Annotated in this window: 9 protein-coding genes and 1 pseudogene; 6 read left to right on the top strand and 4 right to left on the bottom strand. The window is 60.9% G+C overall.

Translation table 11 applies throughout. The annotated features are described in order from the left end of the window. Positions 1-300: 300 nt before the first annotated feature. On the bottom strand, positions 301-1320 hold the full coding sequence (locus ACQZ5H_RS31535) for a LacI family DNA-binding transcriptional regulator (RefSeq protein ID WP_449100080.1): 1020 nt from the start codon (positions 1318-1320) through the stop codon (positions 301-303). A 133-nt stretch (positions 1321-1453) separates the two neighbouring features. Here ACQZ5H_RS31535 and ACQZ5H_RS31530 point away from each other — a divergent pair, with 133 nt between their 5' ends. From ACQZ5H_RS31530 to ACQZ5H_RS31505, 6 genes are all read left to right on the top strand, one after another. Next, positions 1454-3775: a family 78 glycoside hydrolase catalytic domain gene (locus tag ACQZ5H_RS31530; protein ID WP_449100079.1), complete on the top strand. Its 2322-nt coding sequence runs from the start codon at positions 1454-1456 to the stop codon at positions 3773-3775. 67 nt (positions 3776-3842) lie between these two features. After that, entirely contained in the window at positions 3843-5117 is a 1275-nt protein-coding gene (locus tag ACQZ5H_RS31525) for an ABC transporter substrate-binding protein (protein WP_449100078.1), read from the top strand. Between the two features lie 66 nt (positions 5118-5183). Further along, positions 5184-6047 (top strand): carbohydrate ABC transporter permease, encoded by an 864-nt coding sequence (locus ACQZ5H_RS31520; RefSeq protein WP_112719968.1) that lies wholly within the window; start codon positions 5184-5186, stop codon positions 6045-6047. 32 nt (positions 6048-6079) lie between these two features. Beyond that, on the top strand, positions 6080-6868 hold the full coding sequence (locus ACQZ5H_RS31515; protein ID WP_199627788.1) for a carbohydrate ABC transporter permease: 789 nt from the start codon (positions 6080-6082) through the stop codon (positions 6866-6868). Between the two features lie 3 nt (positions 6869-6871). Then, positions 6872-7852: an ABC transporter ATP-binding protein gene (locus tag ACQZ5H_RS31510; RefSeq protein ID WP_449100077.1), complete on the top strand. Its 981-nt coding sequence runs from the start codon at positions 6872-6874 to the stop codon at positions 7850-7852. Between the two features lie 312 nt (positions 7853-8164). Beyond that, on the top strand, positions 8165-9133 hold the full coding sequence (locus tag ACQZ5H_RS31505) for an MBL fold metallo-hydrolase (protein WP_112719971.1): 969 nt from the start codon (positions 8165-8167) through the stop codon (positions 9131-9133). 57 nt (positions 9134-9190) lie between these two features. On the opposite strand, the gene ACQZ5H_RS31500 is transcribed toward ACQZ5H_RS31505, so the two are convergent. The 3 genes and pseudogenes from ACQZ5H_RS31500 to ACQZ5H_RS31490 all read right to left on the bottom strand — a co-directional run. Beyond that, positions 9191-9823, bottom strand: a complete 633-nt coding sequence (locus ACQZ5H_RS31500; RefSeq protein WP_449100076.1) for a CatB-related O-acetyltransferase — start codon at positions 9821-9823, stop codon at positions 9191-9193. 44 nt (positions 9824-9867) lie between these two features. Further along, complete coding sequence (locus ACQZ5H_RS31495) at positions 9868-11655, bottom strand: PAS domain-containing protein (protein WP_449100081.1); 1788 nt, start codon at positions 11653-11655, stop codon at positions 9868-9870. 207 nt (positions 11656-11862) lie between these two features. Next, a pseudogene (locus ACQZ5H_RS31490) lies at positions 11863-12468 on the bottom strand (PAS domain-containing protein); the annotation flags it as partial. Between the last annotated feature and the right edge of the window lie 14 nt (positions 12469-12482).

Below are 12482 nucleotides of genomic sequence, written 5' to 3'. Positions count from 1 at the left end.
TCGCCAACGGCCATCCAAATAGCCAAATCGACGACCTGCTGCCGTGGACCTATGCCGCAAGGCACGAACTCAAAGCCGTGGCCTGAAAACAGCGCTTACCCTCAACGCAGAAGGTTCAAAGCCTCACCCCGAAACCAAACTTCCCGACACACATCACAGCCCGCCATCCGGCGCGTTTTGCGTTTCTGGGGGACCCGCCTGCCCTAGGCGATCGTGGCTGATCCTGCACGCCATAAAGGTGGCCGAACCCGGAGCTTCCAAGGTAGACATCGGCGCGGCAATACTAGGCTCACTTTCAACCTAAAGGCTGCCGCGTGTCGCAACGCGCGGTTCAATAAGGCGATGTTCTGCAACATTCCGGCCGTTGATCCGGCTGAGCAGCATTTCCGCTGCTGTGCGGCCGAGCTCGGCGGGGTTCTGGTCGATGCTGTCGAGGCCGACGAGGGGGATCGCTGCGACGGGGGAATTGTCGTAGCCGATGATCGCAAGATCTTCCGGCACCCGAATACCGCGCATGCGTGCCATGTTGACGACCGGCACCGCATCGAGATCCGACCAGACGAAAACGGCGCGTGGCCGGTCCGGCATATTCAGGAATGCTTCCATTTCCGCATGACGGTCGGAGGAAACTGGAGGCAGGCGGATAATACGATCCTGCAGCTCGAGGCGCCTTGCTGCTTCAAGATAGCCGCGTTCGCGCTGTATGGCGACGACCGTCGGTGGCGAATCCATGAGCTCGTAGCCGAGCATGGCGATATCGCGGTATCCCTTCGCAAAGGCCGCCTCCACAGCGATGAATGCCCCCCTGCGGTCATCCGAATTGACGGAATCATATGTCTGCGCCTCGCTTTCATGGTGCGCGATGACGACGATGGGGATCTGCCTGGCGTAGCGATCCAGGACTTTGCCCGATATCCGTGGCGCAATGATCAGCACGCCATCCATCCGGTTGTCGATCATCGACTCGATCATGGAAGTCTCGATGGAACTGGCGGAATGCCCGATCCCGATCATTGATTTGTAACCGCCTCCAAGCAGTGCGGCGTTCGCACTCTCCACCACGCCGGCCAGGAAGGGGTTGCTGAGCTCGATCACCAGAACGCCCACCGTACTGGTCTGGCCGCGCATCGCGCGTGCGGCGACGGACGGGCGGTAATTCAGCTTCTCGATCGATGTCTCGACCTTCTGCCGCAAGCTTTCGCTGACGCCATAGGCGTTACGCAAAACCTTGGAGACCGCGGCCACCGAAACCCCGGCATCAACCGCCACATCACGGATGGTGATGCGATCCTTCGGTTTGTTAACGTCCTGAAAATCCATGCAGAAATGCTCTCTCTCCGGTGTCGCCGCCGATTATAGGGAAAAAGCCCTTGCCACGCAATTCGATTTGTAGAATGATATACATAGAACGATATACACACCGTGTGGGAGCGCGGTTGGAGGAGAGGTATCAATGAATATCGCGACGCAAGGCACTACCGTGTCCGCTTCAAACGACGTCCGGTCCGGCGCATCGATGATTGCGCCATCCTGCGACGCCGGTCAGGGAAAGGCGGGCAGCTTCGTCTCCGCAACCTTCAACATCGCCACCCTTCCGCGTACAGCTACGCTGCGCATATCGGCGCTCGGCCTCTACCGTGCCTTCATCAACGGCAAGCGGGTCGGTATCGACCTGCTCACGCCCGGCTGGACCTGCTATGACGACCGTATCGCTTACCAGACCTATGAAGTGTCCGATCTTTTGGTCGTCGGCGAAAACCGGATCGAGATCTGGCTTGGCGATGGCTGGTACCGCAGCCAGCTGATGTGGGCCTCCAACCCGATCGTCAATTGCTGGGGAGACCGGGTAGGGGCGCTTGCAGACCTTCGAAGTGGCGACGCCCTCCTTCTGCAGACGGACGCCAGCTGGCAAAGCGGCTTCACGCCTGTTCTTCGCAATGGCATCTATTTCGGTGAGGACTACGATGCGCGGATCAAGGTACGCGATATTGGCGGCGTCGAAATCCTGCCGTTCGACGAGACAAAACTTGTTCCGCACGAAACGGATGCGGTCCGTGAGCTCGCCGCCCGCCCGCCGCTTGACAGCTGTGTGGAGGCCGATGGCCGGACAGTCTATGACTTCGGCCAGAATGCCGGAGCCTATATCCGCATACGCGTGCAAGGCGAAGCCGGTGCGCAGATCCGTGTCGAGCATTCAGAAGTGCTCGGTCCCGACCGTCACTTCGACAATCGGAACTATCGCAGCGCCCGCGCCGAGCTTGTCTATACATTGAGCGGTGACGGAGAAGAATCCTATGCGCCGCTGTTCACCTTCATGGGCTTCCGCTACGCGCGCCTCAGCCTGACGGGACGCGTCGAGGTGCTGGCGATCGAGATGGTGCCGATTTCCTCGGTGCCTGTGGCAGCCGGCGGCTTCACCTGCGGGGTCGATGCTGTCAATCGGCTGGTCGAGAATACGATCTGGTCGCAGCGTTCCAATTTCATCGAGATTCCTACCGATTGCCCTCAACGCGATGAACGGCTTGGCTGGACTGGCGATGCACAGGTTTTCGCCGGAACCGCCTGTTGGCTTGCCGACAGCCAGTCCTTCCTGCGCAAGTATCTTCGCGATGTGATGCATGATCAGCGTCCAAATGGCGCCGTTCCGCACTTCTCCCCCGATCCGACGCGTCTTCACCCGATCACGGATCGCGGCGACTGGGCGGGCTCCACCGGCTGGGGGGATGCGATCGTCATCATTCCGTGGCAGCTCTATCTGCACTACGGCGACAAGGCTGCCCTGGAGGAATGCTTCCCGGCGATGCTGCGGTGGCTCGACTATCTCTGGAACATTTCTGACGGACCGGTCATTCGTCCACCTGCTGTGTGGGGCGAGCATGGATTTACCTTCGGCGACTGGCTGCAGCCGGTAGGCGATAACCGCAAGCCGCGGCCGACCGTCGCCGACGATTGCGCAGCGACACTCTATCACTTCATTTCGACCGAGATCGCGGCGCGGATTGCCCGTGTCATCGGCGAGAATAGTCAAGCGGAGCGGCTGGCGTTGCGGGCTGCCGAGATCAGGCAAGCTTTCAAGCACGAATTCTTCTCGTCATCGGGACGGATCGCCCACAATGATCAGACGTCGTGGGCGTTGGCGTTTCTCTATGGCCTGGTGCCGGCCGAATATGAGGAGGCTGGTCGCGCCTACTTCCGTAAGGTCGCTGAAGAGACCGATGGTGTCATCGGTACTGGCTTCATCGGCACGCCGGCGCTGCTGCCCGCGCTTACACGCCTCGGTATGCTCGACCTTGCTGAAAAGATGTTTCTCAACCGCAAGGTTCCGGGCTGGCTCTACCAGGTCGAGCGCGGCGCGACGACGATCTGGGAGCGCTGGGACGCGCTTGCCGAGGACGGCACGATCTATGATCCCGATATGAACAGTTACAATCACTATGCCTATGGCGCCGTATGCCAGTGGTTGTTCGAGGATGTCGCCGGTATCAAGCCGAGGGAGGAAACCCCGGCATTTCACGAGATACTGTTCGATCCAGCGATTTTGCCGGCGCTGTCACCGGTCTCGGCCTGGCACGACACGGCCCTTGGACGCGTGGAGGTGCAGTGGAGCCTCGAGGCAGGACAGGTCACCTGCAACCTCGCTCTACCCGCCGGCATGACCGCGCGAATGGATGCGACAGCGAAGCGCCGCGCACTGCGCATTGACGGACAGGCCGTCGCTCAGGGAACCTCGGCAACCATCGCCGCCGGCCGGCACGTCATCGAGTTTGCGATCTGACATCGGGTTTGGCCTTGCCACAACCAAAAGCGGAAATGATCCTGGTCTTCAAGAGGAGGAATTGACCATGAGAATGACGAGATACGGCATTGTTGCCGCAAGCATGCTGGGCTTGTCCGCCAGCGCCGCATGGGCCGACGTCACGCTCGGCATTATGATCGACACAAATCCCGAGTCGATCGCGTCCTTCGACGCCGTCTCAAAGGCCTATAGTGAAAAGCACCCGGATGTCACCTTCGACGTCGAGCAGAGAGCCGGCGGATCGGAAGGCGACAATATCGTCAAGACGCGGCTGGCAACCGGCGAGATGCCCGATATTTTCCAATACAATAGCGGCTCGCTGTTCCAGGCGTTGAAGCCGGAGCAGACGATCGCCGACCTATCGGATCTTCCTTCCGCAGCCGGCATATTGGATACGTTCAAGAAGGTCGTCAGCGCCTCCGATGGTCATGTTCGCGGTATTCCGTTCGGGCCGGCCATGGGTGGCGGCATCTTCTATAACAGGAAAATCTATGCCGAGCTTGGCCTTCAGCCGCCGAAGACCTGGGCCGATTTCATCGCCAACAATCAGAAGATCAAGGCGGCCGGCAAGGTTGCGCTGGCGCAGACTTACGGCACGACGTGGACGTCGCAGATCTTCGTGCTGGCAGATTTCTTCAATGTTCAATCCGAGGTTCCGAATTTCGCGACGGACTATACGGCGAACAAGGTGAAGTACGCGACCACGCCGGCCGCACTGCGTGGCTTTGAGCATGTAGAAGAAGTCGCCAAGGCCGGCTTCTTTAATGAGGACTTCGGCGCTGCGACCTTCGACGACGGCATGCGTATGGTATCGACCGGCGAAGCCGCACATTACCCGAGCCTCACCTTCGGCATCGGCAATATCCAGCAGAATTTCCCCGACAACCTGCAGGATGTCGGCTTCTTCGCAGTGCCGGGCAACGATGCAGCCAAGAACGGACTGACCATCTGGATGCCGGCGGCGCTCTATCTCTCGGCAAAGGCAGAACATCTCGAAGAGGCAAAGAAGTTTCTCGATTTCGTCGCCTCGAAGGAAGGCTGCGAGCTGATGGCCAAGGCCGTGCCGTCCGGTCCCTATCTGATCAAGGGCTGCGAACTGCCGAAGGACGTGCCGCAGGCAGTCAGCGATATGCTGCCCTATTTCGAAACCGAGGGCCGCGCGGGTCCGGCGCTCGAGTTCCTTTCGCCGGTAAAGGGCCCGGCGCTCGAACAGATCGCGGTCGAGGTCGGCACCGGAATTCGCTCGGCCAAGGATGCCGCCGCGCTTTATGACCAGGACGTGGAAAAGCAGGCAAAGCAACTCGGCCTGCCGAACTGGTAACGGCTGTAGCCCGCATCCCGCATGGCTTTCGCCGCGGGATGCGGGCCAGATGTTCAAGGAGCCGCCATGGTCGCGCGAAAATCCCCTTATCCGTACTGGTTCGTTCTGCCTGCGGCGGTTGTGTTCACCACGCTCTTTCTGGCGCCCACGATCGCATCCTTCTGGTTCAGCCTGACGCGCTGGGATCTCTTCACCACGCAGTTCATCGGCCTGGAGAATTACAAGCAGTTCTTCCGCGAGCCTTTCCTGATCAAGGGACTGATCAACACGGTCATCTATGCCGTGACGACATCCGCGGCCAAGACCGTGCTCGGCCTGTTGCTTGCCGTGCTGCTGACGTCGGGAATTTGGGCGCAGGGCGCGCTGCGGACGATCATCTTCTTTCCCGTTCTCGTCTCGACCATTGGCGTCGGCATCACCTTTTCCGTTCTGATGCATCCGACCCGCGGCCTGATCAATGTCGCGCTGGCGACGCTCGGCATCCACGGCCCAGGCTGGCTGACGGATCCGGCGCTTGCGCTCTATTCCATCGTCGTCGTCGACGTCTGGAAGGGAGTGGGCCTCGCGACGGTCATCTACATCGCCGGTCTGGCATCTATAAGCCCCGATTATTACGAGGCGGCGCGGATTGACGGCGCGACACGCCGGCAGATGTTCTTCCGTGTCACCGTCCCTCTCTCCAAACCTGCAACAGTGACGGTAGTGACCCTTTCGCTGATCGGCGGTCTGCGCAGTTTCGATTTGATATGGGCGATGACCAAGGGTGGCCCCGGCTTTTCTTCCGACGTTCTGGCAAGCGTCATCTACAAACAGTATCAGGCCGGCTTTTACGGACTCTCGACCGCGGGCAATGTCATTCTTTTCCTCCTGATCGGCCTGATCGTCCTGCCGCTCACTGCCTGGTTCAACCGTAAGGAGATCGACCTGTGACGCGGCGCCAGCTCTATACCGGGATAGTGGCGATGCTCGCCTGCGGCGTGATCTTCGTCATGCCTTTCCTCTTCGTCTTCCTTACCGCCGCCAAGACGCGGCAGGAGGCCCAGGCGCTGACCTTCACGTGGCCCAGCGAATGGCAGCTGTGGCAAAACTTCATGGATGTGATCGAAGCCCGGAACTACATGCTCTTCCTGGCTTATTTCAACTCCACGGTGATCACCGTGGTCGCGGTGACGCTGCTCGTTCTTTTCGGAGCCATGGTCGGTTATGTCGTCCAGCGGCGTCCCTCGCGCTGGAACACGCTGATCTATGGCTTCGTTCTGGCAGGTCTGATGATCCCGCCCGCCGTCGTTCCAACGATCTGGGTGCTGCAGTCGCTCGGTCTCTTCAAGACCATATCCGGCATGATCCTCATCCAGATCGCCTACGGGCTATCGTTCACGATCCTGCTGTTTCGAAGCTTTATCGCCGCCATTCCGCGCGATCTAGATGAGGCGGCAATCGTTGATGGTGCCAAGCCGCTGCAGATTTTCTTCCGTGTTGTTCTGCCGCTGCTTAAGCCGGTCACGGTCACGGTCATCGTCGTCCAGTCGATTGCGATCTTCAACGATTTCACCAACCCGCTCTATTATCTTCCCGGCCGGGAAAACGTCACCGTGCAGCTCACCCTCTATAATTTTCAGGGGCAGTTTCAGACACAGTTCAATCTGCTGTTCATGAACATCCTGCTGGTGACCATTCCGCCGCTCATCGTCTTCATCTTCTTCAACCGGCAGATCGTGGCAGGCATGACGGCCGGCGCCGTGAAAGGGTAATTCATGACAAGTGTCGTCCTTCAGGATGTCCGCAAGAGCTTCGGCAGCCTTGATGTCATCAAGGGCATCGATCTCACGATCGAGGCCGGTGAGTTCTGCGTCTTCGTCGGGCCGTCTGGCTGCGGAAAGTCGACGCTGCTGCGCATGATCTCCGGTCTGGAGACTTCGACTTCGGGAAAGATGTTCATCGACGGCAAGGATGTGACTGCGGCCGAACCATCCGAGCGCGGCATCGCGATGGTGTTTCAGTCTTATGCACTCTATCCGCATCTCACCGTGGCCGAGAACATCGGCTTTGGCCTGTCGCTTGCCCGGCGCCCCAAGGCGGAAATCGCGGAGAAGGTCAAACAGACGGCGGAGACGCTGCAGCTGGCACATCTGCTCGATCGCAAGCCGAAGGCGCTCTCCGGCGGGCAGCGTCAGCGCGTCGCCATCGGGCGTGCGATCATTCGCAACCCGAAGGTTTTCCTGTTCGACGAACCGCTGTCGAACCTTGATGCATCGTTGCGCTCGCAGATGCGCATCGAGTTGACCGAACTTCACGCCAAGCTCGGCGCCACCATGATCTACGTCACCCACGATCAGGTCGAGGCGATGACCATGGCCGACAAGATCGTCGTCCTCAATGGCGGAAAGATCGAACAGGTCGGCTCGCCGATGACCCTCTACAACCAACCGGCCACGCCCTTCGTCGCCGGCTTCATCGGCTCTCCGAAGACGAACCTCTTCGAAGGCGAGACTGCTGCGCAGGAGGGATGTAGGATCTACGGCATTCGCCCTGAGCATCTGACGTTGTCGACGACCGACGGCAAATGGAAAGGCGCGGTTCGCTATGTCGAACGGCTCGGCGCGGATGCGATCGTCTACCTCGATGTCCCCGGCTTGCCGTCACTGGTGGTTCGCACGGATGGGGATCGCAGGCTGGAAATCGGCGAGAAGCTCTTCGCATTACCGGTCGCCGGTAAAGAGGTCAGATTTCAATAGCGGTCAACACCTGCCTGAAGCAGGATCTTTCCATCGCTGAATTTTCGCGCGCAATCCGTCTGAAGCAGTCACGCACTAGAAGGCGGCATGGATTTGCATGGGTGGCGCCCCTCTGCACAGGCCGCCGCCGCATCCCGCACCCCCAAACCTACGTTTGGATTACCGACGCCCCAGACCACCGGTAGAACTGTTGCGGGCCGTCACCCGAGCGCCGTTGCGCGCACAAGCGCTGGTGCAAACTCAAAATTCCGTTGTGGCATAGGTCATACGGAGAGGTGGCCGGCTGGTGTCCAAGCAACATAGGAGTGCGTCATGCCGCAGTCAGATACGAAAACCCGTCCGCCGGGTGCCAAGCAGCTGAAAGTTCCCTCGGAAAACGCCTTTCATCCCGGCCGCAATGGTGCCGGTGAGCTGGTGCCGTCGCGCTATGCGGTGAAGATCGGCGATATAGATGTGATGGTCATTAGCGATGGCGTGCTGCCGCTGCCGACCTCGATGCTGGGTCACAATATCGATCCGGCGGTACGGGCGGATTGGATGGTAAACCAGTTCCTGCCGACGGATGCGTTCGACTGGCCTCTCAACGCGGTGGTCGTGCGCAGCGGCGAGCAGACTATTCTTCTCGATGCCGGACTAGGCCTTGATCCCGACCTGCATCTGCCGCGCGCCGGCCAGCTGGTGAAGCGGCTGGAGGCGGCCGGGATCGATCTCGGGTCGGTGACCGATATCGTGCTCACCCATCTGCATATGGACCATATCGGCGGGCTCGTCGTCGAAGGCGTCAAGGAACGGCTTCGTCCCGACCTGCGCATTCATGCTGCCGCCGCCGAGGCGAAATTCTGGGAGGCGCCGGACTTCTCCCACACCCATATGCCCGACGGCTTCCCGGATGCGCTGAGGGCGACCGCCAAGAAGTTCCTGGCGGAATATGCCGATCATCTGCGTCTTTTCGACGAAGAGCACGAGGTCGCTCCCGGCGTCGTTGCCCGCCGCACCGGTGGCCATACGCCGGGCCATAGCGTCATCCGTATCGCCTCCGGTGATGAGCGGCTGACATTTGCCGGCGATGCCGTCTTCACCGTCGGCTTCGACCAGCCGGACTGGTTCAACGGTTTCGAGCACGATCCGGAAGAGGCGGCGCGCGTGCGCGTCGAGCTCTTGAAGGAGCTTGCGGCAACCGGCGAGCTGCTGGTCGCGACGCACCTGCCGTTCCCGTCCGTCGGCCGCGTGGCTGTCGCGGGAGACGCTTTCCGCTGGGTACCTGTGATCTGGGATTACTGATCGCCGGAACGGATGCTGCGAGGTCTGGCGTGTTGCCAGACCTCGTGTTGCGTCAAGCTAAGCCTCTTTGAGTGCGGCCAGATCGCCGCTTTCGAGCGCGGGCAGGTTGGCTTCGATCTTCTCGATCGGCCAGTCCCACCAGGCAAGGTCCAGCAAATCACGTATCGTCTCGTCGTCGTAGCGCATGCGGATGATCGCTGCCGGATTGCCTCCAACCACCGCATAGGCCGGGATATTGCGCGTGACCACGGATGAGGCGGCGATGATGGCGCCCGGGCCGATCTGAACGCCCGGCATGATCACCGCGTCATGGCCGATCCAGACGTCGTTTCCGACGATGGTGTCCTTCACGGGAAGATCCGTATAGCCGAAGGTTTCCGGCTTGAAGATGCGGAACGGGTAGGTCGTGATGCCCGCCATCGGATGATTGGCGGAGCTCGTCATGAAATAGCTGCCGCGGGCGATCTGCACGAACTTGCCGATGACAAGACGTTCCCGGCTTTCGGCGAAGAGATAGGGCGCAAGGATCTCGGCGGTTTCCGCCAGTTTCCCGTAATGCGTGAAGTAGCTGTAATCGCCGATCTCGATGCGCGGATGGTCGATGACATTCTTCAGATAGAGCGTGGTTCGCGACACTCTTCCATCGGGATGAGTGACCGGGAAGATCAGCGTGGGGTCGAGAAGAGGCATGAGCGGTGTTTTCCGAATGAGCGAAATTTCAAAAGCCGGCCGGTTCAGGTCTCGGCGGGCAGGGTAAAGATGAACGTGGCGCCGAGCGGTTCGTTGTTCTCGGCCCAGAGCTGGCCGGTATGGGATTCGACGATCGAGCGGCAGATCGATAGCCCCATGCCCATTCCCCGTTCCTTTGTGGTGAAGAACGGTTCGAAGATCTTGTCGGGGAACTGGATACCGTAACCCTGGTCGTCGACCTCGATGCGAACCATGTCCTGCGTTGAGCTGACGCGAATGCGCAGCACCTTTTCGGAATAGGCGGATGCCATCGCATCGATGCCGTTGCGCATGAGATTGAAGAGAACCTGCTGGATCTGGATCCGATCGAAGGGAGCCGGCCGCAACCCGGGTTCGCACTGGATATCGATCCGGACGCCGCGCCGTCTCGCCTCTTCGGCGATGAGATTGCGCGCCTCGAAGACGACATCGGCAATCGCCGTATAGTTCCGCTGGTCGGTGGATTGCCTGAACAGAGCACGGATGCGGCTGACGACATCGGCCGCCGAGTTCGCGCTTTGAATGATGCGTTCCAGCGATTTCTGGGCGCGCTCGAGATTGGGCGGATCGGCGTTCAGCCAGCGCTGGCAGGCCGCCGACGAGTTGATCGCGGCCGACAGTGGCTGGTTGACCTCATGGGCGATCGAGGCCGAGAGCTCGGCAAGGCTGGCGGCCTGGCTGGCATGGGCGAGGTGACGCTGGGCAAGGAGAAGGTTTTCCTGGGCGCGGACCTCAGCATCGATATCGAGGCAGATGACATTCCACTGGATGATCTGTCCTTCGGTATTGCGCATCGGCGCCGCGCGGGTCTCGACCCAGCGGTATTCACCATCGAACCGGCGAAGCCGGTGCCTGTTCGCGTAGGGGGCGCCGGTTGCCAGCGAATGCCCATAGCGCTCCTTGACGCTTGCCAGATCCTCGCGGTGAACGTCGGCATCCAGCGTTTCGGCCAATCGGGACTTGTCCTTGCCGTCTAGTTCCTCAAGATCGTATCCGAGGAATTCCCGCAATTGCCGGCTGCGGAACATCGGCTCGCCGTCGGGAGCCGCGCAGTCGATCATCGCCGGCAGGGTTTCGACGAGCTGCCAGAGGAAGCGCTCCCGTTCCTGCAAAGCCTCCTGTGCCATGATCAGGTCATGGATGTCCGAGCTCACGCCGTACCATTGGATAATGCCGCCGCTCTCGTCCCGCAGGGGTTCGGCTCTCGTCTCCGTCCAGCGGTAGCTGCCGTCGGCGCGAAGCTGGCGGTATCGCTGCCGGTAGGGTGCACCGGTCTCGAATGATATCTGGATCGCCTGGCGGGCGGTTTCGCGATCGTCGGGATGGATGACGCTCAGCGATGGTGATCCGTCGGTTGCGGTAATGTCCTCCAGCGTCGCGCCCGTTACCTCAGTAAAGCGCCGGTTCACATAGGTCGGCGTGCCATCGGGCATCGTGCTCCAGATGAGCGCGGGAACGGTATCGATCAATTGCTGCAGCAGGCGCTCGCGTTCGAGAAGCGCGGCCTCCGTCTTTTTGTAGACGTCTATATCCAATGTCGTGCCGTACCAGCCGGTAATCCGGCCCTGGCTGTCGCGTGTGGGGCGTGCCGCTGCCCGATGCCAGACATAGGCGCCGGTGGCGCGCAGGATCCGGTATTCGAAATTCCAGTGTTCGCCGGTCCGCAAGGCGTGGCGCAGGGAATCTCCGACGCGCTTTCGATCGTCCGGATGGGTGCCGCGCTGCCAGCCCTGTTCTCCGCCCTCCAGGAAGGCTTTGCCATCCAGCAACAGGTTCAGGTCCTCGAGAACCATCGCGATCGAGGTCTGCGCCGTCGGCGTGGCATAGGTGAATTGCCCCGAGGCATCCATCGCCCAGGCGCCGCCGTAGAGGCTCTCGATGGTGCGCGCGGCCTTGACGGCTTCGGTGGTCTCGCCGAGAAAATCCGCCGTCGTCCAGTGTTCTCCCTGCCGGGCGATGGCGGGTTCGACAGTGATGCTGGCGCCATTCTCCGGTTCGACCCGAAAATCGACCCAGCGATAGCTGCCGTCCGGCTGAAGCTGGCGGTAACTGCTGACCTGGGGGACGCCATGGAAGAATGCCCTTGCGGTCGCCTGCTCGACCGTCGGGCGATCGTGGGGATGGACCGTCGCCATGTCGGAGAGAGCTTCTGGCTGGTTGAGTTCCGTAGAGGGCGGCTTCGCCATCGACAGCGGGGGTTCGGCGATCGGGATGACCTCGGCATCGATCACCGTGCCATACCAGCCTGTGATCGCTCCGGCGCTGTCAAAGAGCGGCTGCCCGGTGCTGCGCGCCCATCCATAGCCTCCGGTCGCCCGCAGCATCCGGTGCAGGACGCTGTATTGCTCCCCGGTCTGCAGGCAACGCCGCCACATCGCGGCCGCCTCGTCATAGTCTTCAGGATGGATGGCGCGCTTCCAGCCGAAGCTGTCTTCGTTCGAGGCGGCGTTGATATCGTCAAGGGTCAGGCCGAGGAATGTCAGCGCGGCCGGTGTCACGTAGATGAAGGCGCCGTCGGCGTCCGTCGCCCAGGCGTTGCCGACGATGCGCTCGACGGCTTTTGCCGCCTGCAGGGCATCAAGGTCGATCAGAACAGTCGTATCCATCATGCGGGCGGTAC

The organism is Rhizobium sp. 21-4511-3d (genome assembly GCF_053522545.1).
This window is presented reverse-complemented; position numbering and strand designations above follow the sequence as displayed.

Coding starts and splice junctions, on each gene's coding strand:
- ACQZ5H_RS31505 (WP_112719971.1), top strand. CDS start 8,165: ATGCCGCAGTCAGATACGAAAACCCGTCCGCCGGGTGCCAAGCAGCTG.
- ACQZ5H_RS31500 (WP_449100076.1), bottom strand. CDS start 9,823: ATGCCTCTTCTCGACCCCACGCTGATCTTCCCGGTCACTCATCCCGAT.
- ACQZ5H_RS31525 (WP_449100078.1), top strand. CDS start 3,843: ATGAGAATGACGAGATACGGCATTGTTGCCGCAAGCATGCTGGGCTTG.
- ACQZ5H_RS31530 (WP_449100079.1), top strand. CDS start 1,454: ATGAATATCGCGACGCAAGGCACTACCGTGTCCGCTTCAAACGACGTC.
- ACQZ5H_RS31510 (WP_449100077.1), top strand. CDS start 6,872: ATGACAAGTGTCGTCCTTCAGGATGTCCGCAAGAGCTTCGGCAGCCTT.
- ACQZ5H_RS31535 (WP_449100080.1), bottom strand. CDS start 1,320: ATGGATTTTCAGGACGTTAACAAACCGAAGGATCGCATCACCATCCGT.
- ACQZ5H_RS31520 (WP_112719968.1), top strand. CDS start 5,184: ATGGTCGCGCGAAAATCCCCTTATCCGTACTGGTTCGTTCTGCCTGCG.
- ACQZ5H_RS31495 (WP_449100081.1), bottom strand. CDS start 11,655: ATGGTTCTCGAGGACCTGAACCTGTTGCTGGATGGCAAAGCCTTCCTG.
- ACQZ5H_RS31515 (WP_199627788.1), top strand. CDS start 6,080: ATGCTCGCCTGCGGCGTGATCTTCGTCATGCCTTTCCTCTTCGTCTTC.